This is a genomic window from Streptomyces sp. NPDC017225, assembly GCF_044331465.1.
GTDB lineage: Bacteria > Actinomycetota > Actinomycetes > Streptomycetales > Streptomycetaceae > Streptomyces.
Genome location: NZ_JBIRNE010000003.1, coordinates 227,840 through 251,292, shown reverse-complemented (window position 1 = coordinate 251,292; position 23,453 = coordinate 227,840). Strand labels below are relative to the sequence as shown.

The 23,453-nt window shown below is 73.0% G+C and carries 23 protein-coding genes; 13 read left to right on the top strand and 10 right to left on the bottom strand.

Annotated elements, in window-relative coordinates; all coding sequences use genetic code 11:
• Positions 1-74 precede the first annotated feature (74 nt).
• The 6 genes from ACH4NX_RS08365 to ACH4NX_RS08340 all read right to left on the bottom strand — a co-directional run bounded on the left by ACH4NX_RS08365 (position 75) and on the right by ACH4NX_RS08340 (position 5,130).
• Positions 75-1,490: an SLC13 family permease gene (locus ACH4NX_RS08365; RefSeq protein WP_351392290.1), complete on the bottom strand. Its 1,416-nt coding sequence runs from the start codon at positions 1,488-1,490 to the stop codon at positions 75-77.
• Between the two features lie 87 nt (positions 1,491-1,577).
• Entirely contained in the window at positions 1,578-2,240 is a 663-nt protein-coding gene (locus ACH4NX_RS08360) for a response regulator transcription factor (RefSeq protein WP_345595790.1), read from the bottom strand.
• Positions 2,241-2,259: 19 nt separating this feature from the next.
• Positions 2,260-3,741 carry a HAMP domain-containing sensor histidine kinase gene (locus ACH4NX_RS08355; protein WP_351392286.1) on the bottom strand — a complete coding sequence of 494 codons (1,482 nt, stop codon included), beginning with the start codon at positions 3,739-3,741 and terminating at the stop codon, positions 2,260-2,262.
• A complete protein-coding gene (locus tag ACH4NX_RS08350; protein WP_351392283.1) occupies positions 3,671-3,976 on the bottom strand; it encodes a small secreted hydrophilic protein in 306 nt (101 codons plus the stop codon). Before ACH4NX_RS08350 ends, ACH4NX_RS08355 begins: the two co-directional genes overlap by 71 nt.
• Before the next feature lie 105 nt (positions 3,977-4,081).
• Entirely contained in the window at positions 4,082-4,363 is a 282-nt protein-coding gene (locus tag ACH4NX_RS08345; protein ID WP_279563219.1) for an Lrp/AsnC ligand binding domain-containing protein, read from the bottom strand.
• Positions 4,360-5,130 carry a rhomboid family intramembrane serine protease gene (locus tag ACH4NX_RS08340; protein ID WP_351392280.1) on the bottom strand — a complete coding sequence of 257 codons (771 nt, stop codon included), beginning with the start codon at positions 5,128-5,130 and terminating at the stop codon, positions 4,360-4,362. Before ACH4NX_RS08340 ends, ACH4NX_RS08345 begins: the two co-directional genes overlap by 4 nt.
• A 157-nt stretch (positions 5,131-5,287) precedes the next feature.
• Between ACH4NX_RS08340 and ACH4NX_RS08335 the strand changes: the two genes are divergently transcribed.
• From ACH4NX_RS08335 to ACH4NX_RS08315, 5 genes are all read left to right on the top strand, one after another.
• Positions 5,288-5,527: a hypothetical protein gene (locus ACH4NX_RS08335; RefSeq protein WP_279563221.1), complete on the top strand. Its 240-nt coding sequence runs from the start codon at positions 5,288-5,290 to the stop codon at positions 5,525-5,527.
• A gap of 65 nt (positions 5,528-5,592) precedes the next feature.
• Positions 5,593-6,936: an NYN domain-containing protein gene (locus ACH4NX_RS08330; protein ID WP_351392276.1), complete on the top strand. Its 1,344-nt coding sequence runs from the start codon at positions 5,593-5,595 to the stop codon at positions 6,934-6,936.
• Between the two features lie 239 nt (positions 6,937-7,175).
• Positions 7,176-8,228: an NlpC/P60 family protein gene (locus tag ACH4NX_RS08325; protein ID WP_351392513.1), complete on the top strand. Its 1,053-nt coding sequence runs from the start codon at positions 7,176-7,178 to the stop codon at positions 8,226-8,228.
• Between the two features lie 248 nt (positions 8,229-8,476).
• Complete coding sequence (locus ACH4NX_RS08320) at positions 8,477-9,496, top strand: NlpC/P60 family protein (RefSeq protein WP_351392273.1); 1,020 nt, start codon at positions 8,477-8,479, stop codon at positions 9,494-9,496.
• 57 nt (positions 9,497-9,553) lie between these two features.
• Positions 9,554-10,747, top strand: coding sequence for a hypothetical protein (locus ACH4NX_RS08315; protein WP_398127737.1), 1,194 nt, complete (start codon positions 9,554-9,556; stop codon positions 10,745-10,747).
• Here the strand turns inward: ACH4NX_RS08315 and ACH4NX_RS08310 are convergent.
• On the bottom strand, positions 10,704-12,062 hold the full coding sequence (locus ACH4NX_RS08310) for a glycosyltransferase 87 family protein (RefSeq protein ID WP_398127736.1): 1,359 nt from the start codon (positions 12,060-12,062) through the stop codon (positions 10,704-10,706). The genes ACH4NX_RS08315 and ACH4NX_RS08310 overlap by 44 nt on opposite strands.
• A gap of 120 nt (positions 12,063-12,182) precedes the next feature.
• Here ACH4NX_RS08310 and ACH4NX_RS08305 point away from each other — a divergent pair, with 120 nt between their 5' ends.
• On the top strand, positions 12,183-13,325 hold the full coding sequence (locus ACH4NX_RS08305) for a glycosyltransferase family 4 protein (RefSeq protein WP_398127735.1): 1,143 nt from the start codon (positions 12,183-12,185) through the stop codon (positions 13,323-13,325).
• A 74-nt stretch (positions 13,326-13,399) separates the two neighbouring features.
• On the opposite strand, the gene ACH4NX_RS08300 is transcribed toward ACH4NX_RS08305, so the two are convergent.
• A complete protein-coding gene (locus ACH4NX_RS08300; protein ID WP_398127734.1) occupies positions 13,400-15,196 on the bottom strand; it encodes an AMP-dependent synthetase/ligase in 1,797 nt (598 codons plus the stop codon).
• A 310-nt stretch (positions 15,197-15,506) separates the two neighbouring features.
• Between ACH4NX_RS08300 and ACH4NX_RS08295 the strand changes: the two genes are divergently transcribed.
• The 6 genes from ACH4NX_RS08295 (at position 15,507) to ACH4NX_RS08270 (ending at position 20,954) form a co-directional block, all read left to right on the top strand.
• Positions 15,507-16,304, top strand: coding sequence for a metallophosphoesterase (locus ACH4NX_RS08295; protein WP_351392259.1), 798 nt, complete (start codon positions 15,507-15,509; stop codon positions 16,302-16,304).
• A 157-nt stretch (positions 16,305-16,461) separates the two neighbouring features.
• A complete protein-coding gene (locus ACH4NX_RS08290; protein WP_345596566.1) occupies positions 16,462-16,902 on the top strand; it encodes an SRPBCC family protein in 441 nt (146 codons plus the stop codon).
• A 253-nt stretch (positions 16,903-17,155) separates the two neighbouring features.
• Positions 17,156-18,337 (top strand): ArsA-related P-loop ATPase, encoded by a 1,182-nt coding sequence (locus ACH4NX_RS08285; RefSeq protein WP_351392256.1) that lies wholly within the window; start codon positions 17,156-17,158, stop codon positions 18,335-18,337.
• Positions 18,338-18,394: 57 nt separating this feature from the next.
• Positions 18,395-18,973 carry a DUF5304 domain-containing protein gene (locus ACH4NX_RS08280; protein WP_351392253.1) on the top strand — a complete coding sequence of 193 codons (579 nt, stop codon included), beginning with the start codon at positions 18,395-18,397 and terminating at the stop codon, positions 18,971-18,973.
• Between the two features lie 55 nt (positions 18,974-19,028).
• Positions 19,029-19,982, top strand: coding sequence for an ROK family glucokinase (locus tag ACH4NX_RS08275; RefSeq protein ID WP_279563232.1), 954 nt, complete (start codon positions 19,029-19,031; stop codon positions 19,980-19,982).
• Positions 19,983-20,201: 219 nt separating this feature from the next.
• A complete protein-coding gene (locus ACH4NX_RS08270; protein WP_351392249.1) occupies positions 20,202-20,954 on the top strand; it encodes an endonuclease/exonuclease/phosphatase family protein in 753 nt (250 codons plus the stop codon).
• 9 nt (positions 20,955-20,963) lie between these two features.
• Here ACH4NX_RS08270 and ACH4NX_RS08265 read toward each other — a convergent pair whose 3' ends face one another.
• Positions 20,964-21,638, bottom strand: coding sequence for a hypothetical protein (locus tag ACH4NX_RS08265; protein ID WP_351392247.1), 675 nt, complete (start codon positions 21,636-21,638; stop codon positions 20,964-20,966).
• Positions 21,631-22,434 (bottom strand): alpha/beta fold hydrolase, encoded by an 804-nt coding sequence (locus ACH4NX_RS08260; RefSeq protein WP_351392244.1) that lies wholly within the window; start codon positions 22,432-22,434, stop codon positions 21,631-21,633. Before ACH4NX_RS08260 ends, ACH4NX_RS08265 begins: the two co-directional genes overlap by 8 nt.
• Positions 22,435-22,627: 193 nt before the next feature.
• Here ACH4NX_RS08260 and ACH4NX_RS08255 point away from each other — a divergent pair, with 193 nt between their 5' ends.
• Positions 22,628-23,416, top strand: coding sequence for a lysophospholipid acyltransferase family protein (locus ACH4NX_RS08255; RefSeq protein ID WP_351392510.1), 789 nt, complete (start codon positions 22,628-22,630; stop codon positions 23,414-23,416).
• Positions 23,417-23,453 lie beyond the last annotated feature (37 nt).

Genomic DNA, 23,453 nt, shown 5'->3' with positions numbered 1-23,453 from the left:
GACCGGCACGACCGGCACGGCGGAGACGGCGGATACGGCGGATACGGCGGGCATGGCGGACATGGAGGACTCCTTCAACGGGTCACGGGTACGCCGAGCAGCGGCCAGACGGCGGCGGCGAAGAACAGCACGAGCGCGGCGGTCAGCGGTGCCAGCACGGCGGACAGCCGCAGCAGGTCGCGCGGGGTGTAGGTGGGGGTGCCGGGGATGTCGGAGAAGAGCGTGACCGGCTTGGCGGAGGCCGGGAGGGTGTGGCAGAAGCCGGCGGCGGCGGTGGACGCGAGCGCGGCGGCGACCGGGTTGACCCCGGCGCCCAGGGCCGCGGCGATGACCAGCGGGACCAGGACCGAGGAGCGGGCCGAGCGGGACTGGAGGACCAGGTGGGCCGCCGTGCTGACGGCGATCACGATCCCGAGGAAGACGGCCGGCGCGACCCGCGCGGGCAGTCCCGACACCAGCCACTTCGCCGCGCCGGAGTCGGCGAGCGCGACGCCCATCGCCATGGTCGCGGCCATGAACAGCAGCAGCGACCAGGGGACGGTCTTCAGCGCGTCCTTGAGCCGTACGGTGCCGAGCGCGGGGGAGGAGGCGACGACCGCGCCGATCAGCGCCACCACCGCCGGCGAGACATGGTGCAGCGGCTCACTGCACCACAGGGTCACCACCGTGGCCAGCAGCGCGGCGCAGCGTTTCTCCGCCTGCGTCCAGGGGCCGGTGACCGGACTCTCGCTGTGCCGCTGTATCTCCTCGGCGGTGATGTGCACCGGGCCCTTGCGGTCCGCCCGCCGGGTGGTCGTCAGCAGGACGGTCTCGGCGGCCAGGTGGGAGGAGGTCACCGCCAGCGGCAGGCCGAGCAGCAGCCACTGGGTGAAGCCGATCCGGTCACCGGTCGACTCCCACAGCACCGACACGGTGATCAGGTGGGCGCCCGCGCCGATCAGGGTCGCCACCGCCGACAGGAGGATCACGGTCGGGAACAGCAGCGCGAGCATCACGACCAGTCGCTTCCGGTCGGCGAGGGCCTTGGCGAGGGCGAGGAACACCGGCAGCGCGAGCGCCGCCCGGCCCGACGTGGCCGGCACCGCGAAGGCCGTCACCACCAGCGCGGCCGTCGTCAGGTGCACCAACTGCCGTACGCTGCGCGCCCCGCCGACCAGGAACGCCGCCGCCCGCCCCGCGAGCCCGGTCCGGGCCACCGCCGCCGCGAGTACGAAGGCGCAGATCAGCAGCCACACCGTGTCGTCGCCGAGGGTGCCGAAGAGGGTGTCGCTGCTGATCACGCCGGTCGCGGTCAGCGCGAGTCCGGCGCCCAGCGCGATGTACGTGTCGTCGATCGGCGTACCGATCCACGCGCAGGTGGCCAGCGCGAAGACGGCGAGGGTGAGGCGCGCGTCGCCGCCGAGGGCGGGGAAGTTGGCGGGTACCGCCAGCAGCGCGCACAGGGACAGCGCCACGCACAGGGCCGCCGCGAGGCGGAGATTCAACGTCACATCACTGAGGGTTCTCCTGGGCGGTGAGCCCTCAATGAGTCCGACATGAAGGAAACTTCACCAAATGCCGCCCGGTGGGCCGATACGTCAGCCCGGCAGCCGGTACCCCATGCCCCGCACCGTCTGCACCCGCTGCGCCCCCAGCTTCTTGCGCAGCGCCCGCACGTACACGTCCACGATGTTGGAGCCGGGGTCGAAGTCGTAGCCCCACACGTGCGACAGGATCTGCTCCCGGGACAGGACCTGCCCCGGATGCCGCAGGAACAGTTCGAGCAGCACGAACTCACGGGCCGTCAGGTCCACCGTCCGCTCCGCGGCACGGGCCCGGCGGGTACGCAGGTCCAGGGAGAGGTCGCCCGACCTCAGCACCGTCACCTCGGGCGCCCTGGCCGCCGTACGCAGCCGCAGCCGTACCCGGGCGAGCAGCTCCTCGAAGCGGAACGGCTTGGTCATCCAGTCGTCGGCGCCGCCCTCCAGGCCGGCCACCGTGTCCCGTACGGAGTCCCGCGCGGTCAGCACGATCACCGGAGTCGTCACCCGGGACTCGCGCAGCTCGCGCAGGACCGTGAAGCCGTCCCGGCCGGGGAGTCCGATGTCCAGGACGACCAGGTCGAAGCCGCCGGTGAGGGCGTACTCGTAGGCGGCGTCGCCGTCGGCGACGGCGGTGGTGGTGAAGCCGTTGGCGCGCAGGCCCTTCTCGACGAAGGAGGCGATGCGCTCCTCGTCCTCGACGATGAGGATGCGGTTCATGGGCGTGCCTCTTCCGGAATCAGTCCAGTGTCAGTACGAAGGTGGCGCCGCCACCCTCGGTGGTGCGCAGGGCGACCCGCCCGCCGTGGCCCTCCGCGATCGCCTTGACGATCGACAGCCCGAGCCCGGCACCGCTGCCGCGCGCCCCGCGCCGGGCCGTGCCGCGCCGGAACCGCTCGAAGACGACCTCGGCGTCCTGCGGCTGGACCCCGGGCCCGGAGTCGGCGACGTACAGCTCGATACGGGTGCCGTCGGAGCGGGAGCCGATGCGGATGGTCTGGCCGGCGGTGGTGTGCTGCACGGCGTTCTGCGCGAGCTGCACCATGGCCTGCGTGATCCGCTGGGGGTCCAGCCGGGCCTCGCGGTCGGCGACCCCGTCCAGCACCCAGTCCCGCTCGCCGAGGGTGCGGGCCTTGACGTAGACGTCGGCGGTGAGTTCGGCGAGCTGGACCGGCTCGGGGGTGACGAAGTCGGGGCGCTCGGCCTTGGCGAGGAGCAGCAGGTCCTCGACGATGCGGCTCATCCGGTCCAGTTCGTCGGTGACGAGGCGGACGGTCTCCTCGCGTTCCGCCGGGTCGTCGCCCATCAGCTCCAGGTGGCCGCGGACGATGGTGATCGGGGTGCGCAGTTCGTGGCTCGCGTCGTCGACGAACCGGCGCTGGGTGGCGAAGGCGCGTTCCAGCCGGTCGAGCATGGCGTTGAACGTCTCGGCGAGCGCGGCCACGTCGTCGTGTCCGTGCACCGGGATGCGCCGGGTCAGGTCCTGCTCGGTGAGCTGCGCGGCGGTGGTCCGCACCAGCCGGACCGGTTTGAGGATCCGGCCCGCGACCACCCAGGCGATGCCGGTCGTCATCAGCAGGGCGACGCCGGAGATGGCGAGCAGGACGCGGAACACCTCGTTGGCGCGGGCCTGTTCCCGCCCGGGGTGGAAGGCGACCACGAACGCGGCCGCCGGTTCGCCGCCGTACCGGGCCACGGTGACCTTGGCCCAGCGGATGTCCCCCTCAGGCCGGTGCAGGGTGCCGGTGGAGTCGGACGAGGCGTAGATGCGGCGCCTGGCGTCGGCGTCCTTGTGCAGGGGCAGGGCGACCGGGATCTCGCGCTGCTGGATGATCTGGGTGGGCCTGCTGCCCTTCTCGCCCACCAGGCCGATCAGTTCCTCGTCCAGGTCGGCGTACTGCCTCTCCAGGAAGACCCGCAGCAGCCGCCCCGGGTCGGTGAACGGGCGGCCGGTCTCCGGGTCGAAGCCCTGCTCCTCGAAGTTGGCGAACTCGCCGGCCTCCTGCGCGAGCAGGCCGTTGATCCGCTGGTCGGTGTCGTGCAGCAGGATCGACCGGGTGGTCGTGGCCACCGAGGCGAGGGCGACCGCCATCACGAGCAGCAGCCAGAGCAGGATGCGGACACGGGCCGAGATCCGGCGGCGCTCGCGGTCAGCCGTCGTCGCCGGGTCCGTCGTCGGCGCCCGAGTCGTCCCCGGTGTCCTGGCCTCGGTCGTCGTCATCGTCGTCATCCGGAGGGCTGTCGGTCACCGGTGGCCGGGTCACCACCTGGTCGCTGGGCGTCGGTGAGGGCGAGGAGGAGGTGGCAGTCGGCGTCGGGGAGCCGCTCTCCAGCTCCACCTTGGCCGGGACCCTGGGTTCCTGAGGGCTGTCGGTGAGGGCGAAACTGGTCGCGGCGATGCCGAGCGGGATCAGGACGACGGCCGCCAGGGCCGCCATCCGGCGAGAGAAGACCATGTCCCCGATCCTGCGCCCGGTACCCGTCGTCCCGGATGAGTCCGCGATGAAGAACTCTTCATCAGCGTCCGCGCCGGACGTCGGTGCCGGACGTCGGTACCGGCGTCAGTTGTCGAGCCCGATGGCGAACGCCGCCTCCAGGTCGTGCTGAGAGTACGTCCGGAACGCCACGTGCGTGTCCGTGCCCTCCACGCCCGGGATCTTGCTGATCCGGCCGGGGATGACCTCCGCCAGGTCCTCGTGTTCGTTCACCCGCACCATGGCGATCAGGTCGTAGGTGCCGGTGACGGAGAAGACCTCGCTGACGCTCTCCAGCGCGGCGATCTGCTCCGCGATCTCCGGGATCCGGTCCACGCTGGTCTTGATGAGGACGATCGCGCTGATCACGGCTGTTTCTCTCCCTCGGGGCCCGTCACTGGAACGCTCCTCACTCTAGTCCTACGCCCGAACCGCGCCCACGCGAAGACGAAGCCCAGCCCGAAGCCCACCAGGTGCGCGAGGTACGCCACCCCCGGGCCGTCGCCGGCCCGCCCCGCCGCCAGCCACTGGAGGGCGGCCCAGAACGGCAGCACGACCCAGGCGGGGAAGCGCAGCGGCAGGAAGAAGAGGAAGGGCAGGAGGCTGGTCACCCGGGCGTGCGGGAAGAGGAAGAGGAACGCGCCGAGGATCGCGGAGATCGCCCCCGAGGCGCCGACCAGGGACTCCTGCGAGTGGGCGTTGGCCCCCGCGTAGCCGAGCAGGGCCAGGTAGCCGCAGCCGAGGTAGAACAGGGCGAACTGGAGCCGGCCCATCCGTTCCTCGGTCATCGCGCCGAAGACGTGGAGGAAGAGCATGTTGCCCAGCAGGTGCACCCAGCTTCCGTGGACGAACAGCGCGGTGGCGGGGGTGAGGGCGGACCCGGGGGAGTCCTCGAACAGTTCTGCGGGGATCACGCCCCACCGCCGGAAGTAGGCGCGCTGCGCGGCCAGCAGTTCCTCCCCGGTGCCGTACGCCGGATTGAGACCCGCCGCCGGGCTGAGCAGGAACAGCAGGCAGCACAGGGTGATCAGCCCGTACGTCACCGGCGCGGACCGGCCTTGCGCGGTGCGGGCCGTGCGGGCCGTGCCGAGCGTCCTGACCGTCCTGAGGGCCGCCGTGCGCCAGTCGCGGATCATGTACACAGAGCATGACGTAACGGGACGCAACCACCCGGACCGCCTCGCCGCCGTGGACACGCGGGCATCGGGTACCCGCCAGGCCGTAGGGTTACGAGCCACACACGCCGGGGGAGCCCGGCGGCTCACCGACACCGGAAGAGAGCGAACAGCCACGATGACGGTTCCCCAGCCGACCGACACGACGCGGTGGCGCTGCACCCTCTGCGGCAACCTCACCCGCTTCGACGTGACCCGGGCCTCGAAGGTCGTCGAGTACGTACACCTCGATCTGGCCGGTGAGCCGAAGGTCGAGGAGCGCGAGGTACTCAGTGAGACCATCGAGTCGGTGCGGTGCCGCTGGTGCAACGCCGTGGACCAGGTGGAACTCGTGGACAGGCCGGGTGCCGCCTCCTGATGACGGGAGCGGCCCCCGCATGAGGTGATCCCGAACGGGATCGCGCAGAGGCATTGGGGTGACGGATGGTGGAGACACATGGCGGGGAGCCGGGCGACGGCGCCGCCGAGGTGCTCGACCGGCCGCTGCCCGACGGCGTACGCCGCAGGGTCGTGCAGATCGTGTCCGACGGCTTCGGCGGACTCACCCTCGGCGAACTGCCCGCACAGCTGAGACAGTACGCCCGGTTCACCCCGAGCCGCAGGGCCAAGTTCGCCGGCAACGCCATGGCCGCCGCCGTGGAGAGCGACCCCCTGTTCCGCCAGCGCATCGGCGAGAAGCTCCGGGAGGCGCAGCCGGAACTGGCCGGCGCCCTGGACGCGGGCTCCCCGCCGCCGGCCGCGGACCCGCTCGACGTGGCGGCGGCGGCCTACGTGCTGCGACCGCACGGCTGGGTGAAGCTGGTGACCGCCGCCGGCGAGGAGGCGCAGCGCGCCGACGCCGAGCGCGCCGGTGAGGAGAGCCGCGCGGAACTGGATCGGCTGCACGAGGAGCTGGCCCGGGCCCGGGAGCACACCAGGACCGAGACCGAGCGGCTGCGCGCCGAACTGGAGTCGGCGAAGAAGGAGGGCGAGTCGCTGCACCGCAAGCTGCGCTCCGCCCTCAGCGACGTCAAGCGCGGTGAGGCCGCGCTGCGCAGGATCCGGGCCGAGATCGACGCCGTGCGCGCCGAGGGGCACGCCCAGGTGTCCGCCGCCGAGAGCGAGACCCGGCGGCTCAAGACCCGGCTCGGGGAGGCGGAGGCCGCCCTGGAGGCCACCCGCAAGGCGGCCCGCGAAGGACGCAGCGTCGAGGACATGCGGGTGCGGCTGCTGCTGGACACCCTGCTGGACGCGACGCAGGGGCTGCGCCGGGAACTCGCGCTGCCCCCGGTGTCGGTGCGGCCCGCCGAGACCGTGGACGCGGTCGAGCCCGGCCGGATGACCCCCAAGGACATCGCCGCCCGCGCCCTGTCCGAGAACGACCCCGCGATCCTCGACCAGTTGCTCGCGCTGCCGCAGGCGCACCTGGTCGTCGACGGCTACAACGTCACCAAGACCGGCTATCCGCAGATGCCGCTGGAGAAGCAGCGGCTCAGACTGCTCGGCCAGCTCTCCCAGCTCGCCGCGCAGACCGGCGCCGAGATGACCTGCGTCTTCGACGGCGCCGAACTGGCGGCGCCGGTGCTGCTCGCGCCGCCGCGCGGGGTGCGGGTGCTGTTCTCCAAGCCCGGCGTCACCGCCGACGAACTGATCCGCCAGCTGGTGCGGGCCGAACCGCCGGGCCGGCCGGTCATCGTCGTCTCCACCGACCGCGAGGTCGCCGACGGCGTGGCCAGGGCGGGCGCGCGGCCGGTGGCGTCCGTAGTGCTCCTGAAGCGGCTTTCCTAGCCTCTGAGTCACTTCCGTCCCAAGCGCAACGTAGGGGCCCTATGCCCCAATTGACAGAACCGTCACGCGACGTAGCGTCAGGGGAGGGTCACCGCAGGTGAGTTGTGGCAAAGAATGCGGTGCGTAACCGGCCTTTTTCGGCGGAGGATTTGAACTGATCACGAGTGGGTCACTAGGGTCAGCCCTCGAACCCTCGAACCCTCGAACGGGTGATCCCTCTCAAGAAGGAGCTCGTCTCCGTGGCGTCCCACCGTCGTCCCAAGCAGCCGAGCCGCACGCGTGTGACCGTGCTCACCACCGCTGCCGCCGCCGCCGTCGCTCTCAGCTCGCAGGCCGCCAACGCCGCTCCGAGCGAGAAGCCGAGCAAGGACGAGGTCAAGGCCAAGGTCGACAAGCTCTACACGGAGGCCGAGCAGGCCACCGAGAAGTACAACGGAGCCAAGGAGAAGCAGGAGAAGCTCCAGAAGGAGATCTCCACCCTCCAGGACAACGTCGCCCGCGGCCAGGAGGAGCTCAACGAGCTGCGCGACGGCCTCGGTTCGATGGCCAGCTCCCAGTACCGCTCCGGCGGCATCGACCCGTCCCTCCAGCTGTTCCTGTCGGCCGACCCGGAGAACTACCTGGACAAGGCCTCCGCGCTCGACCAGCTCAGCGGTCAGCAGGTCGAGACGCTGAAGAAGGTCCAGGAGAAGCAGCGCGACCTGGCCCAGCAGCGTGCCGAGGCCGGCGAGAAGCTCAAGGACCTCGCCTCCACCCGCACCGAACTGGGCAAGAAGAAGAAGGAAGTCCAGGGCAAGCTCTCCTCCGCGCAGAAGCTGCTCAACACGCTCACCGCGGCGGAGAAGGCAGCCCTCCAGAAGGAGGAGCAGCGCTCCACCCGCAGCAGCGAGCGCGAGGTCCTCTCCAGCGCCGGGACCCCCTCCGGGAAGCCCGCCTCCGGCCGGGCAGCCGCCGCCTTCGCCGCCGCCCAGAGCAAGATAGGCACGCCCTACGTCTACGGCGCCACCGGCCCGTCCTCCTTCGACTGCTCGGGTCTGACCTCCTGGGCCTACGCCCAGGCCGGCGTCGGCATCCCGCGCACCTCCGAGGCACAGACCGGCGCCGGCACGCGCATCTCCTCGATGAGCCAGCTGCAGGTCGGCGACCTGGTCTTCTTCTTCAACGACCTGCACCACGTCGGCCTCTACGCCGGCAACGGCCAGGTCCTGCACGCGCCGCGCACCGGCACGGTCGTCCGTTACGAGTCGATGAACACCATCGGCGGCCCGTTCATGTTCGGCGTGCGGGTCTGACCCGCGACCGCCGAACCTGAACGGGCGGGGCCTGCCCCGCACCCCGCACACGATCCGAAGTCGTCCTCGCCGTACCGCCCGTTCGGGCGAATCGCGGCACGGCCTTCTGACCCCCCGCCCCGCCGGTGACCTGCGTCAGCGGCGGGGCGTCGTGCTGCGCGGCCCCCGAGGTCGTTGGCCGGTGCCCCGCCACGGGGTTACTGTCTGCCGCGTTTCCCTGTCCGCCAGCGGAAGGAGTGCGGCTTCCCGTGGGGTCCCATCGCCGCCTTGCACCAACCGGGTTCGACCGCGGCGCCGTCGCCGCCGTCGGCCTGCTGTCCGTCGCCGCCGCAGTCCTGGGCGCCGTACCGGCCACGGCCACCCCGCACGACGACCGGCGGGCGGAGGTGGACCGGCTCCACACGGAGGCGGAGCAGGCGACCGAGGCCTACAACAAGGCGGACGCGCGCACCGACGCCCTGCGCGAGGAGGTCAGCGCCGCGCAGGACGAGATCGCCCGGCAGCAGGGGCGGATCAACACCATGCGGGACGCGCTCGGTTCGCTGGCCGGTGCCCAGTACCGCTCCGGCGGCATCGACCCGTCGCTGGCGCTGCTGCTCTCCGCCGACCCGGACGACTACCTGGACAAGGCCTCCGTGCTCGACCGGATCACCACCCACCAGGCCGGCGAGCTGAAGAGACTCCAGGGAGCCATGATCGACCTCGCCCAGGACCGCGCCGAGGCCGGCCGGAAACTCACCGAGCTGGAGAAGGGCCGCAAGGCCGTCGCCGCCCACAAGAAGACCGTGGAGCACAAGCTCGCCAAGGCCCGCGAGCTGCTCAACTCCCTCCCGGACGAGGAACGCGCCGCCTACGACCGGGGCTCCCGCTCCGGCCGCACCGACCTGGCCGGTCCCGGCCCCGGCGAGGCCGTCCCCGCCTCCGGCCGTGCGGCGGCGGCCGTCGCCGCCGCCCGCTCCGCCCTCGGCAAGCCCTACGTCTGGGGCGCCAACGGGCCCACCGGCTTCGACTGCTCGGGCCTGACCCAGTGGTCGTACGCCCAGGCCGGCATCGGCCTGCCGCGCACCTCGCAGGCGCAGTCCGGCGCCGGGCAGCGGGTCTCCCTGGACCAGGCGCGCCCAGGCGACCTGGTCGCCTACCGGGACGACGCCAGCCACATCGGCATGTACGTCGGCAACGGCCAGGTGATCCACGCGCCCTACCCCGGCGCGCCCGTGCGCCACGACCCGGTCGGCATGATGCCGGTCTCCTCGGTCACCCGCGTCTGACCTCCGCGTCCCCGGTCCCTCTGCCCCCGGCGGTCCGGCGCCCGTACGATCGGGAAGATGGCTGGTCGAACGCGGGTGTCGGGTTCCTCGGTGGTGGCGCTGTGCCTGCTGCTCGTCTCCCTCGTGGCCTGCGGCGGCCGGACCGCCGCCGACCCGGCCCGGGCCCAGGTGCAGCGGGTGCTGGACCGGCGGGCGGCGGCCGTCCTCGACCAGGACCGGGCCGCCTACGCGCGCACGGGCACCGGGGCCGGCTTCGACGACCTGAGCGCGGTGCCCCTGGCCGCGTGGTCGTACCGGGTGAGGGACGTGGACCGCACCGGTGACACCGCCACCGCCGGCGTCGAGCTCCGCTACCGCATCGAGGGCCACGACCGGGGTCCCGTCACCGCCGCCCGCACCGTGCGGCTGAGCCGGGACGGCCCGGACGGGCGGTGGTCCGTCGACTCCGAGGGGCCCGCGAAGGAGTCCGGCGAGCAGCCGTGGGACCAGGGCGCGGTCGAGGTCGTACGGGGCAGGCACAGCCTCGTACTCGGCGTCGGGCAGTCCACCGGGGCGCTGCGCGGCTACGCGGACCTGGCCGACCGGGCGGTGCCGGCCGTGTCGGACGCCTGGGACGGCGACTGGGCCCGCCGGGTCGTCGTGCTGGTCCCGGAGTCGCTGGAGGGGATGGCGGGCCTGCTCGGCTCCCCCGCCTCGTCCTACCGGGGCATCGCCGCCGTCACCACCGGCGAGACGGGCGGCCGGGAGCGGGCCCCGGCGGACCGGATCATCGTCAACCCCGACGCGTACGGCCTGCTCGGCAGCCTCGGCAAGCAGGTCGTGCTCACCCACGAGACCACCCACGTCGCCACCCGGGCCGACACCACCGCCGCCACCCCGCTGTGGCTGTCCGAGGGCTACGCCGACTGGGCCGGCTACCGCGACAGCGGCCGTACCCCCGCCCAGGCCGCCCCCGAGATGGCCGGCGCGGTCCTGGAGGGCCGGCTCCCGGCGGGGCTGCCGACCGACGAGGACTTCGGCTTCACCGCCGACGCGGACGGGCTGGCCCGCGCCTACGAGGGCGGCTGGCTGGCCTGCCGGATGATCGCCGACCAGTGGGGCGAGGACCGCCTGGACGCCTTCTACCGCGCCGTGGGCGCGCACGACGACCGCGCGGGCGCCGTCGAGGACGCGATGAACGAGGTGCTCGGGACGGAGCCGGAGGACTTCACGGCGCGGTGGCGGGAGTATCTGCGGGCGGAGTTCGACTGAGCCGGGCGGTCGGTCCCGACGGCCCCGACGGCCCCGACGGTCCCGACGGTCCCGACGGCCCCGACTGCCCCGACCGCCCGGGTGGGCCGGACCGTGCCGACCGCCCGGACGGACCGGGCCGCCCCGGCCGCTCGGGGTGCCCGCGCGGCGCGGTGTCGCGCCACAGGGCGTGGGCCGCGACGAGCGCCGCGGCGACCAGCAGGCCGTTGCGGACGGACAGCAGCGCGATGCCGAGCGGATCACTGGCGACGACCTGGGCGAAGAAGACCGGGAACTCCAGCACCGTCACCAGGCTCGCCGCCAGCACCAGGGCGACCGGCACCCGCATCCGGCTCGCCCAAAAGCACCGGCAGACCGCCGCGAGGCCGATCAGCCACACCATGTACTGCGGGCTGATCACCCGGCTCGTGACCGTGAACACCAGCACGGCCACGAAGGCCGCGTCCGCCGCCGTGTGCGCCGCGAAGCGCGAGGCCGCCAGCCGCCACAGCAGCAGCCAGCCCAGCGCCAGGGCGGTGAGCACGAGGGCGACCGTGCTCACCGTGCCCACGTACGGGCCGAGGAACTCGACCGAGCCGTAGTTGAGCAGCACCTCGCCGTCCCAGCCGAAGTGCCGGGCGACATGGAAGACCAGCGAGCCCAGCGACTCCACCTCGGTGCCCCGCTCGCGCTGGAACGTCAGGAACGCGAACGCCCCCGGCATCACCACGGCGAACAGCGCCGCCAGCCCCGCACCGCTCAGCGCGGCGGCGACCCACGGCGCGCGCCCGCGCATCCCGATCAGCACCAGCGCCGGCCACACCTTCAGCAGCGCCCCGAAGGCCGCCAGGGCCCCCGCCACGCGCGGATGCCGGCCGGCGGCGAGCACCGCCGCCACCGCGACGGCGGTGACCATCACGTCGTAGCGGGCGTACACCGTCGGCCCGAGCAGCGGCACGCCCACCACCCACACCCACGCGCCGCGCGACGAGCGACCGCCACCGCGGCCCGCGCGCCACAGCAGCGCGAGGACGGCCAGGTCCGCGGCGCAGGCCAGGACGAAGAAGGCCGTCGGGTACGAGAGGAAGGGCAGCAGCGCGGGGGAGAGGACAGCCAAGGCGGCGGCGGGCGGGTACTGCCAGGTGACGTCGTCCAGTGGAAACGTTCCCGTGCGCAGGACCTCGTACCAGTCCCGGTAGATGACGGACACGTCGCTGGTGACGTCCGGCCCCGGGAAGACCAGCACCTTCAGCACGAACAGCAGCAGCACCAGCCGCGTGGCGCCCCAGACCACCGGCAGCCACGCCGCAGACCGCCTCGCGTCCGTCGTCTCCACGTGCTCCCCGCCCGTTCGCGTCCCGTGCCGGTGGGCCCATGATGACCCGGGCACCCGCGCGTCTGCCACCGGGCGCGGCCGGGCCCCGGCCCGTGCGGCGGATTCGGTAGGGTCGGCGGCGTGCGCAAGACCTTGATCGTGACGAACGACTTCCCGCCCCGCCCGGGCGGCATCCAGGCCTTCCTGCACAACATGGCGCTGCGGCTGGATCCCGAGCGCCTCGTCGTCTACGCCTCCACCTGGAAACGCGGCCAGGAGGGCGCCCGGGCCACCGCCGCCTTCGACGCGGAGCAGCCCTTCACCGTCGTACGGGACCGTACGACGATGCTGCTGCCGACGCCGGACGCCACCCGGCGGGCCGTCGGGCTGCTGCGCGAGCACGGGTGCACGTCGGTGTGGTTCGGGGCGGCCGCGCCGCTGGGCCTGATGGCGCCCGCGCTGCGGAAGGCCGGGGCCGAGCGGCTCGTCGCCACCACCCACGGCCACGAGGCCGGGTGGGCCCAGCTGCCCGGGGCCCGGCGACTGCTGCGCCGCATCGGGGAGTCCACGGACACGCTCACCTACCTCGGCGAGTACACCCGCTCCCGGATCGCCGGCGCGCTGACGCCCGAGGCCGCCGCCCGGATGACGCAACTGCCGCCCGGCGTCGACGAGAGGACCTTCCACCCGGACAGCGGTGGCGAGAAGGTACGGGCCCGGCTCGGACTGACCGAGCGTCCCGTGGTGGTGTGCGTCTCGCGGCTGGTGCCGCGCAAGGGGCAGGACACGCTGATCCGGGCCATGCCGCGCGTCCTCGACGCCGAGCCCGACGCCGTCCTGCTGATTGTCGGCGGCGGCCCCTACGAGAAGGACCTGCGCCGCCTCGCCGCCGACACCGGTGTCGCCGCCTCCGTCCACTTCACCGGCGCCGTGCCCTGGTCCGAGCTGCCCGCGCACTACGGCGCCGGCGACGTCTTCGCCATGCCGTGCCGCACCCGCCGGGGCGGCCTCGACGTCGAGGGCCTCGGCATCGTCTACCTGGAGGCGTCCGCGACCGGCCTGCCCGTCGTCGCCGGCGACTCGGGCGGCGCCCCGGACGCGGTGCTCGACGGCGAGACGGGGTGGGTCGTACGCGGCGGCGACGAGGAACAGGCCGCCGACCGCGTCGTCACGCTCCTGGGCGACGCCGAGCTGCGCCGCCGCATGGGCGAGCGGGGCCGGGCGTGGGTCGAGGAGAAGTGGCGCTGGGACCTGCTGGCGAAGAGGCTGGAAGCCCTGCTGTAGCGCGCACCCGCACCCGCGCCTCACCCGCCCACGGCGAAGAGGGGGCACCTCCATGGGCGCCCCCTCCCGCTCGGCTACTTCGCGTAGATCGCCTCGACCTCGTCCGCGTAGTCCTTCGCCACCACGTTCCGCTTCAGCTTCAGCGACGGCGTCAGGTGCCCCGACTCCTCGGTGAACTGAGCGGACAGCACCCGGAACTTCCGCACCGACTCCGCCTTGGAGACCGCCGAGTTGCCGTCGTCGACGGCCGACTGGACCGCGGCGAGCAGATCCGCGTCCCCCCGCAGCGACGCCGCCGTCGAACCGGCCGGCTTGCCGTGGTCCGCGCACCAGCGGACGAGGAACTCCTCGTCGATGGTGACCAGCGCGCCCACGAACGGCCGCCCGTCGCCGACCACCATGCACTCCGCGACCAGCGCGTGGGCGCGGATGCGGTCCTCGATCACGGCCGGGGCGACGTTCTTGCCGCCGGCGGTGACGATGATCTCCTTCTTGCGGCCGGTGATCGAGAGATAGCCGTCCTCGTCGAGGGTGCCGATGTCACCGGTGTGGAACCAGCCGTCGGCCAGCGCCTCGGCCGTCGCGTCCGGGTTGTTCCAGTACTCCTTGAACAGGTGCTCGCCGTGCAGCAGCACCTCCCCGTCGTCCGCGATGCGCACCACGGAGCCGGGCAGCGGCTGGCCGACCGTGCCGATCTTCTGCCGGTCCCACGGGTTGAAGGCGGTGGCCGCGCAGGACTCGGTCAGGCCGTAGCCCTCCAGGACCGTGAAGCCGATGCCGCGGAAGAAGTGTCCCAGCCGCTCGCCCAGCGGTGCGCCGCCGGAGATGGCGTACTCGCCGCGTCCGCCGAGGACCGTGCGGAGCTTGCTGTAGACGAGTTTGTCGAAGACCTTGTGCTTGATCCTCAGGCCGAGGGACGGGCCGGACGGGGTGTCCAGGGCCCTGCTGTAGGCGATCGCCGTGTCGGCGGCCTTGTCGAAGATCCTGCCCTTGCCGTCGGCCTGCGCCTTGGCGCGCGCCGAGTTGTACACCTTCTCGAAGACGCGCGGCACGCCGAGGATCAGCGTGGGCCGGAACGCGGCCAGCTCGTCGGTGAGGTTCTTGATGTCGGGGACGCAGCCCAGCTTGATCGGCGCGATCATCGGCGCGACCTGCACCAGGCGCCCGAACACGTGCGCGAGGGGAAGGAAGAGGAGGACCGAGCACTCGCCCGTGCGGAACAGCGGGCGCAGCCGCTCGACGACGTTGCCGCACTCGGCGAAGAAGCTGCGGTGGGTGAGCACACAGCCCTTGGGGCGGCCGGTGGTGCCGGAGGTGTAGACGATGGTCGCCGGGTCGTCGGCCTTCGCGATCGAGCCGCGCTCCTCGACGGTCCGGTCCGTGACGTCCTGGCCCAGGCGTCCCAGCTCCTCCACGGCCCCGGCGTCGATCTGCCAGACGTGCTTGAGGGCGGGCAGCCGCTCGCGCACCGACTCGACGGCGGTGGAGTGCCCGGCCGACTCCACGACGCACGCCGTGGCGCCCGAGTCGCCGAGGATCCACTGCACCTGTTCCGGCGAGCTGGTCTCGTAGACCGGCACCGTGATCGCGCCCGCGCTCCAGATCGCGAAGTCCAGCAGGGTCCACTCGTAGCGCGTACGGGACATCAGTCCGACCCGGTCGCCCGGCTGGACGCCGGAGGCGATGAGGCCCTTCGCGGCGGAGCACACCTCGGCGAGGAAGTCGCGGGCGCTCACGTCCTGCCACACGCCGTCCACCTTGCGGGAGATGACGGCGACGTCCGGGTGCTGCGCGGCGTTTCTCCGGACGATGTCGGTCAGGTTTCCGTCCGCGGGGACCTCGTACAAAGCCGGAAGGCTGAACTCGCGCAAGACTGCTGCTCCTCATAAGGCGCCGGCGCCACGACGTTGTGCGATGCGACGGTGCGGTCCAAGGCTCGGGCAAGTGCTGAGGACAACTCATGCGGGATTCACATGTTGAAATCCAGAGCACGACTGGACTGCCCGGACGTTACCCGTCGGTATGGCTTCTCCGACAGGGGGTCCCCGCGAGATGTTCGCTGCGTCACACGGATGGGGTTTGCTTTGCGCACAGTAGTCGACGGATCAACCGACCAGCCAGTAACCGCAGGTCCGACCGCCACTGTTCACAAGAGGCGCGCGCTGCTTACGCTTGATCGCCATGGCACCCACACCGGCCGGTAACCCGACGACCCGCGTCCATGTCATCAGCGACGTCCACGGCAACGTCCGCGACCTGGCCAGGGCCGGCGAGGGCGCCGACGCCCTGGTCTGCCTCGGGGACCTGGTCCTCTTCCTCGACTACGCCGACCACTCGCGCGGCATCTTCCCCGACCTGTTCGGCACGGCCAACGCCGACCGCATCGTCGAGCTGCGCACCGCCCGCCGCTTCACCGAGGCGCGGGAGTTCCAGGCGCGGCTGTGGGCGGGCGTCGACGGGGACCGGCGGGCACTGATCGAGGGGGCGGTGCGCAAGCAGTACGCCGAGATGTTCGCCGCCTTCCCCACTCCCACGTACGCCACCTACGGCAACGTCGACATGCCGCCCCTGTGGCACGAGTACGCCGGCCCCGGCACGACCGTGCTCGACGGACAGCGCGTGGAGATCGGCGGCCGGGTCTTCGGCTTCGTCGGCGGCGGCCTGCGCACCCCGATGAACACGCCGTACGAGATCGGCGACGAGGAGTACGCCGCGAAGATCGAGGCCGTCGGCGAGGTGGACGTGCTGTGCACGCACATCCCGCCCCAGGTGCCGGAACTGGTCTACGACACGGTGGCGCGGCGCTTCGAGCGGGGCAGCCGCGCGCTGCTGGACGCGATCCGCCGCACCCGCCCCCGCTACGCCCTGTTCGGGCACGTGCACCAGCCACTGGCGCGGCGGATGCGGATCGGGGCGACCGAGTGCGTGAACGTCGGGCACTTCGCGTCGACGGGCCGGCCGTGGGTCCTTCAGTGGTGAGCGGGGGCGCGCCCGGGGCGGCCGGGCGGGAGCCGGACTTGCGCAGGTAGGTGGTGACATCCGCCCTGCCCGTGCGCGATAGCCTGCACGCGGCACACGTGCGCACGACGGCGCACGACCACCTCAGTACCGGCCCGCATCTGGAGGAGCCACAGCGATGGCGGAACACACCAGCTCGAGCATCATGATCGAGGCGGCACCGGCCGACGTCATGGCGGTGATCGCCGACTTCGCCCGTTACCCGGACTGGACCGGCGAGGTGAAGGAGGCGGAGGTCCTCGCGACCGACGCGCGGGGGCGTGCCGAGCAGGTCCGACTCGTCATGGACGCCGGGGCGATCAAGGACGACCAGACGCTGGGGTACACCTGGACCGGCGAGCACGAGGTGTCCTGGACGCTGGTGAAGTCCCAGATGCTCCGCTCCCTCGACGGCTCCTACCTGCTCCGGCCGGCGGGCACGGGCACGGAGGTCACCTACCGGCTCACGGTCGACGTCAAGATCCCGATGCTCGGCATGATCAAGCGCAAGGCCGAGAAGGTCATCATCGACCGTGCCCTGGCAGGCCTGAAGAAGCGAGTGGAGTCAGGAGAGAAGTAGCACCCGCCCCCAGCCGTGGGCCGCCCCCCAGCTGCGGGCAGTCGTGCCGCTGGGGCGGCACGGGTGGGCGGTGGGGGCACCTCCCGCTCGAGCGAAGCCGAGAGTGGGGGAGGCACCCGGGCAGATCCGGCCCGCGTCACGCCGCGCGATGCCCGGGACGCCGGGCAACAACCGCGGCGCCGCCGCACCTCGCACCGGACAGCGCGCACGCACACCGCCGTCGCCCCCGCCCCCGCAGGTACCGTTCACCCCCATGCGCACCATCCTGATCACCGGCCCCGGCGGCAGTGGCCGTACCACCGTCGCCGCCGCCACCGCGCTCGCCGCCGCCCGCCAGGGCACCCGCACCCTCCTCCTCGGCGCCGACCGCGACGACACCCTCGGCGCCGTGCTCGGAGTGCGCACGGGTCCCGCACCGAGCACCGTCGAGCCCCGCCTCACCGTCTGGCGGCCCGATCCCGTCCAGCGGTTCCGGGACGGCCTCACCGCCCTCCAGGACCGCGCCGCCTCCGCCCTCGACCTCCTCGGCGCCGCCCGCCTGGACCCCGAGGAACTCACCCCCCTGCCCGGCGCCGACGAACTCGCCCTGCTGCGCGCCCTGCGCGACGCCGCCCTCGCCGACGGCCCCGACCACCACGAACTCCTCGTCGTCGACCTGCCGGCCGCGCCCCGGGCCCTCGCCCTGCTCGCCCTGCCCGAGGAACTGCGCCGCTACCTGCGCCGCCTGCTCCCGCCCGAGCGGCAGGCGGCCCGCGCCCTGCGCCCCGTCCTCGGCCGGCTCGCCGGCGTCCCCATGCCCGCCGAGGCGCTGTACGAGGCCGCCGCCCGCTGGGACCTGGAACTCGCCGCCGCCGAAGCCGTCCTCGCCGACCGGAACACCGTCGTACGGCTGGTCGCCGAACCCGGCCCGGCCGGCGCCGACGCCGTCCGCTCGGCCACCCTCGGTCTCGCCCTGCGCGGCCTGCGCACCGACCTGCTGGTCGCCAACCGCGTCCTGCCCGAGGACACCCCGGCGGACAGCCGGCTCACCGGCCCCCTCACCCAGCAGCGCAAGGCACTGGAGGAGTGGCAGGGCACGTACGACGTCCGCACCGTCGCCCACCTCGGACGCGACCCGCGCGGCGCCGACGACCTCGCCGCGCTCGCCGCGCCGGGCGTCAACCCGGACGTCGCCCCGGTCGAGTGGCCCGTCACCGACCGGCTGGCCGAGGACGGCGTGCTGGTCTGGCACCTCCCGCTGCCCGGCGCCATACGCGACGAACTCGACCTGATCCGCCGCGGTGACGAACTGGTCGTCACCGCCGGGCCGTTCCGCCGGATCGTTCCGCTTCCGTCGGCGCTGCGCCGCTGCACCGTCGCCGGGGCCGCCCTGCGCGAGGGCGTCCTCGCCGTCCGGTTCGCGCCGGACCCGCGGCTGTGGCCGCGCAGCCGCTGAACGCGCCGCAGCCGTTCGGGTAACGTCGTAGGGACGAGCCGTAGTCAGGAGTCCGTCATGAGTGAAGAGCTCCCCCCGTCCGAGGCCGCTCGCCCCGACGAGGCCGACGCGGTCGACGAGGTGCGTGCCACCGACGCCGACGCCTGGGCGACGGCGTGCGCCGAGGACCTGGAGGCGGAGAAGGCCCGCCGCCGTGCCGAGTACGGGCCCCCGCCCGGCTCGGCGGCCGAGGAGCTGCGCCGGCTCTTCGACACCGTCGCGGACAAGCTGTCCGGCCTCCAGTCCCCGCTGCTCGGCCAGGTCGCCGGCCCGGCCGCCCAGCAGGTGGTCCGGCAGGTCGTGCAGCAGGCCAAGGCCGCCGTCGAACCGGTCATCGAGCGCAACCCGGACGTCTTCGACCACCTCGCGGCCGCCGGCGGTGAACTCCTCGCCGCCTACCGTTCCGCCGTCCAGAACCAGGAGAGCCGCTGGACCGCCGGGGCCTCCGGGACTTCCGCGGACGACCCCCGCGACCCCCGTGACCTGGATGAACCGCGCGACGGCCAGAGCGACACCGGACGCGAGGACGGACCCGGCGACGGTCACGACGACGGCGACGAGGGCACCGGCCCGGGCCGGCGCATCGACTTGGACTGACACCGCCCTCGGGTACGGTTGGCCGTAGCGGGGCTCGACCGAAACTGAGGGATTCATGGGACTCACCATCGGCGTCGATATCGGCGGCACGAAGATCGCGGCGGGCGTGGTCGACGAGGAAGGCAACATCCTCTCGACCCACAAGGTGCCGACCCCGGGCACGCCCGAGGGCATCGTGGACGCCATCGCCTCCGCGGTGGAGGGCGCGCGCGCGGGTCACGAGATCGTCGGCGTCGGCATCGGCGCCGCCGGATACGTCAACCGCCAGCGCTCCACGGTCTACTTCGCGCCCAACATCGACTGGCGCCAGGAGCCGCTCAAGGAGAAGGTCGAGGCCCGCGTCGGCCTCCCGGTCGTCGTGGAGAACGACGCCAACGCCGCGGCCTGGGGCGAGTACAAGTTCGGTGGCGGCAAGGGCCACCGCAACGTCATCTGCATCACTCTCGGCACCGGCCTCGGCGGCGGCATCATCATCGGCAACAAGCTGCGCCGCGGCCACTTCGGCGTGGCCGCGGAGTTCGGCCACATCCGCATGGTGCCGGACGGTCTGCTGTGCGGCTGCGGCTCGCAGGGCTGCTGGGAGCAGTACGCCTCCGGCCGCGCCCTCGTGCGCTACGCCAAGCAGCGCGCCAACGCCACCCCCGAGCGCGCCGAGGTGCTGCTCGCGCTCGGCGACGGCACGCCGGACGGCATCGAGGGCAAGCACATCTCGGTCGCCGCCCGACAGGGCTGCCCGGTCGCCGTCGACTCCTACCGGGAGCTGGCCCGCTGGGCCGGCGCCGGCCTCGCCGACCTGGCCTCCCTCTTCGACCCGTCCGCCTTCATCGTCGGCGGCGGCCTCTCCGACGAGGGCGACCTGGTGCTCGACCCGATCCGCAAGTCGTACAAGCGGTGGCTGGTCGGCGGCAACTGGCGCCCGGTCGCCGACGTGGTCGCCGCCCAGCTCGGCAACAAGGCCGGTCTGGTGGGCGCGGCCGACCTGGCCCGGGAGCCCGACCCGATCATGTAGGCGTAGGCGATCCGACGCTCCCTGGGGGCGCGAGACTCTGTGAACACGCGGCCCGACCGCGTGGGCGGGACAGGCCGGCCACGACCGGCAGCCGCCCGCAGACCTCGCGCCCCGAGCTGTCGGACCTACGGCGACGCTGTGGGGCGTACGGCGCTGCCGTGGCGCGTACGACGACGCTGTGGCGCGTACGACGACGCTGCGGGGCGTACATTGATCCACATGGAGCCGCTCCCCAACTCCCGTACCGAACCCGACGGTTCCGCCGTCGTCCGGGTCCTCACCTACAACATCCGCTCGATGCGCGACGACACCGACGCCCTCGCCCGCGTGATCGCCGCCTGCGCACCCGACCTGGTCCTCCTCCAGGAGGCGCCCCGGTTCTTCCGCTGGCGCAAGAAGCTCACCCGGCTCGCCGCCGCCTCCGGGCTGGTCCTCCTCTCCGGGGGCGGCACCGCGGCGGGGCCCGCGCTGCTGTGCTCCCTGCGCGCCACCGTCGAGCGCACCCAGGACGTGCTGCTCCCCCTCACCCCCGGTCAGCACCGCCGCGGTTTCGCGACCGCCGTGGTCCGGATCGGCGGGGCCCGTCTCGGCGTCCTGAGCTGCCACCTGTCACTGCGGGCGGACGAGCGGTACGAGCAGGCGGGCCTGCTCATCGACCGGCTCGCCGGGCTCGGCGTGACGCACGCGGTGGCCGGCGGCGACCTGAACGAGCGCCCCGGCGGCCGCACCTTCCGGCGACTCGGTGACGGCCTGCGGGACTGCTGGACCGCCGCGCCCTGGGGCGGCGAGTACACCTTCTCCCCGACCGACCCGGACCGGCGTATCGACGCGGTCTTCGTCACGGAGGGCGTCGAGGTACTGGGCTGCGGCGTGCCGCTGGGCCTTTCCGGGGTGACCGAGGACGACCTGAGGGCGGCCACGGACCACCTCCCGGTCCTGACCGCCCTCCGTGTGCCCGCCTCCGCGGGCTGACGGCACTCCCTAGACCACCGCGCCCCGCCCCGGGTCGTCGTCGTCCTCGTCGCCCGTCCGCATCCGCATGACCAGGGTGGCGAAGCCGCCGAGGAAGCCGCCGATGCTCGCGGTCGTCAGCCACCAGCTCATGTCCCAGCCCAGCACCACCGCCAGCAGCAGCAGGACGGGCCCGCCGAGCACTCCCAGCCACGCGAACCTCGCGGTGGTGTCCCCCTCCGGCAGGCGGGGCGGCTCGGGCGGCACGAAGTGGCCCTCGTCGTCCTCGTCCAGGTCGTCGTCCGACGGCTCGGCCGGCGTGTGGTCGCGAGGGCCGGGGCCGACGCCGGGGGCGAAGGCGATCGAGCCGCCCAGCGGCCGTGCCGAGGCGGGCCGGTCGGCCCCGGGCTTGTCGTCGTTGGTCTCGGGCTCCAGGAGCGCCAGGTCCTCGACCGACTTGAACGGCTTCGAGCCCGGCGGGTCCGGCGGCTCGTCCCCGTAACCGGCGACGATCGCGTCCCACGCGGCGTCCTCGTCGAAGGGCACGCCCTGCTCCTCGGGCCCGCGGTCCACCGCGTCCTCCCGTCCCTCGCGGTGCTCCCGCTCCCGCGCCACGTCCTGTCCCAGGTCTCTTCCCAGGTCCCGTTCCGGATCCCGCTTCTCGCGCTCTTCGCGGTCCTCGCGGTCCGAGTCGTGCTCAGCCACCTGCGGCCGTCCCTTCCTTGCCGAGACCGGGCTCCGGCTCCCTGACGGAACCGGGCGCGAGCCGGCCGATGAACGCGACACTCTCCGCGAAGATCCGGTCCGCGTCGTGGTCCAACGTCGCCACGTGGTAGCTCTGTTCCAGCAGGACCTCAGTGACGTCCGTCGAGGACACCCGGCCGAGGACGCGGGCCGAGTCGGCCGGCGGCACCACGTGGTCCTGCGGACTGCGCAGCAACAGCAGCGGCTGCGTCACCTGCGGCAGGTCGCCGTCGGCGAGACGGAAGAACGTGCGCAGCGAGTGCGCCGCGTGCAGCGGCACCCTGTCGTATCCGAGCTCCGTGCCGAGCGGCTTGGCGATGTCACTGGCGATGCCCTTCGTCGCGGGCAGCAGATGACGCAGGACCGGGAGGGCGTGCTGGGCCACGCCGTGCATCCGGTTCGCCGGGTTGACGACCATGACGCCCGACACCGCGTCCCCCTGCTTGGCCGCGAGCCGCAGCGCCAGCGCACCGCCCATGGACAGGCCGGCCACGAAGACGCGCGCGCACCGCTCCCGCAGGGCGCGCAGCTCGCGGTCCACCTCCGCGTACCAGTCCTGCCAGCCGGTGACCTGCATGTCCTGCCAGCGCGTGCCGTGCCCGGGCAGCAGCGGCAACGCGACGGTCAGATCGCGCGCGGCGAGATACCGGGCCCAGGGGCGCAACGACTGCGGGGACCCGGTGAACCCGTGGCAGAGGAGGACGCCGACCTCGCCGCCCTCGTGGCGGAACGGCTCGGCTCCGGGCAGGACCGGCACGTCTCGGTCTCCTGTCGTCAGGGGGCCGGCACAGCCGGCACGTCGGGTGCGGTACATGCGGGTGCGGTACTTGCGGGAACTTCACCGTACGCGACCGCACTGACACCGACCAGGGCCGTCGGGGCCATTGACGGTGCCCCGGGATAGGGTCTGACCCACAGACACAGGAGGCACTCGCTTGTTGTACGGCGCGATGAAGGTCACCGTCGGGGGTTCGCTGAAGCTCGCCTTCCGGCCCTGGGTGGAAGGCCTGGAGCACATCCCGGCCGACGGCCCGGCCATTCTGGCGAGCAACCACCTGTCGTTCTCCGACTCGTTCTTCCTGCCCGCCGTCCTCGACCGCAAGGTGACCTTCATCGCCAAGGCCGAGTACTTCAACACTCCCGGGGTCAAAGGCCGGCTGACCGCCGCCTTCTTCAAGGGCGTCGGCCAGCTCCCGGTGGACCGCTCCGGCGTGCGAGGCGCGGGTGAGGCCGCGATCAAGAGCGGCATAGAGGTCCTGGAGCGCGGCGAGCTCTTCGGCATCTACCCCGAGGGCACGCGCTCCCCGGACGGCCGGCTCTACCGGGGCAAGCCGGGCGGCCTCGCGCGCGTGGCGCTCGCCACCGGCGCGCCCGTCATCCCGGTCGCCATGATCGACACCGAGAAGATCCAGCCGCCCGGCAAGGTGATGCCGAAGCTGATGCGGCCCGGCATCCGCATCGGCAAGCCCCTCGACTTCACCCGCTACCAGGGCATGGAGCACGACCGCTTCGTGCTCCGCGCGGTGACCGACGAGGTCATGTACGAGATCATGAAGCTCTCCGGCCAGGAGTACGTCGACATGTACGCGACCGCCATGAAGCGGCAGATCGCGGACGCGGCGAAGGCCGAGAAGGAGGCGGGCAAGGCCGCGAAGGCCGCGCTCGCGCAGGCGGAGAAGGAACAGGCCGCCAAGGAGAAGGCGGCGGCCGAGCAGGACCGCCCCACCGACGACCGGTAGCGGCCGGACAGGGCGGCGGCCGGACGGGAAGCCGTCG

What these genes read in the sequence shown, in the direction of transcription:
- ACH4NX_RS08360 (WP_345595790.1), bottom strand. Translation starts at nt 2,240, where the DNA reads ATGAACCGCATCCTCATCGTCGAGGACGAGGAGCGCATCGCCTCCTTC.
- ACH4NX_RS08355 (WP_351392286.1), bottom strand. Translation starts at nt 3,741, where the DNA reads ATGACGACGACCGAGGCCAGGACACCGGGGACGACTCGGGCGCCGACG.
- ACH4NX_RS08350 (WP_351392283.1), bottom strand. Translation starts at nt 3,976, where the DNA reads ATGGTCTTCTCTCGCCGGATGGCGGCCCTGGCGGCCGTCGTCCTGATC.
- ACH4NX_RS08340 (WP_351392280.1), bottom strand. Translation starts at nt 5,130, where the DNA reads ATGATCCGCGACTGGCGCACGGCGGCCCTCAGGACGGTCAGGACGCTC.
- ACH4NX_RS08335 (WP_279563221.1), top strand. Translation starts at nt 5,288, where the DNA reads ATGACGGTTCCCCAGCCGACCGACACGACGCGGTGGCGCTGCACCCTC.
- ACH4NX_RS08330 (WP_351392276.1), top strand. Translation starts at nt 5,593, where the DNA reads ATGGTGGAGACACATGGCGGGGAGCCGGGCGACGGCGCCGCCGAGGTG.
- ACH4NX_RS08315 (WP_398127737.1), top strand. Translation starts at nt 9,554, where the DNA reads ATGGCTGGTCGAACGCGGGTGTCGGGTTCCTCGGTGGTGGCGCTGTGC.
- ACH4NX_RS08295 (WP_351392259.1), top strand. Translation starts at nt 15,507, where the DNA reads ATGGCACCCACACCGGCCGGTAACCCGACGACCCGCGTCCATGTCATC.
- ACH4NX_RS08290 (WP_345596566.1), top strand. Translation starts at nt 16,462, where the DNA reads ATGGCGGAACACACCAGCTCGAGCATCATGATCGAGGCGGCACCGGCC.
- ACH4NX_RS08285 (WP_351392256.1), top strand. Translation starts at nt 17,156, where the DNA reads ATGCGCACCATCCTGATCACCGGCCCCGGCGGCAGTGGCCGTACCACC.
- ACH4NX_RS08280 (WP_351392253.1), top strand. Translation starts at nt 18,395, where the DNA reads ATGAGTGAAGAGCTCCCCCCGTCCGAGGCCGCTCGCCCCGACGAGGCC.
- ACH4NX_RS08275 (WP_279563232.1), top strand. Translation starts at nt 19,029, where the DNA reads ATGGGACTCACCATCGGCGTCGATATCGGCGGCACGAAGATCGCGGCG.
- ACH4NX_RS08270 (WP_351392249.1), top strand. Translation starts at nt 20,202, where the DNA reads ATGGAGCCGCTCCCCAACTCCCGTACCGAACCCGACGGTTCCGCCGTC.
- ACH4NX_RS08255 (WP_351392510.1), top strand. Translation starts at nt 22,628, where the DNA reads ATGAAGGTCACCGTCGGGGGTTCGCTGAAGCTCGCCTTCCGGCCCTGG.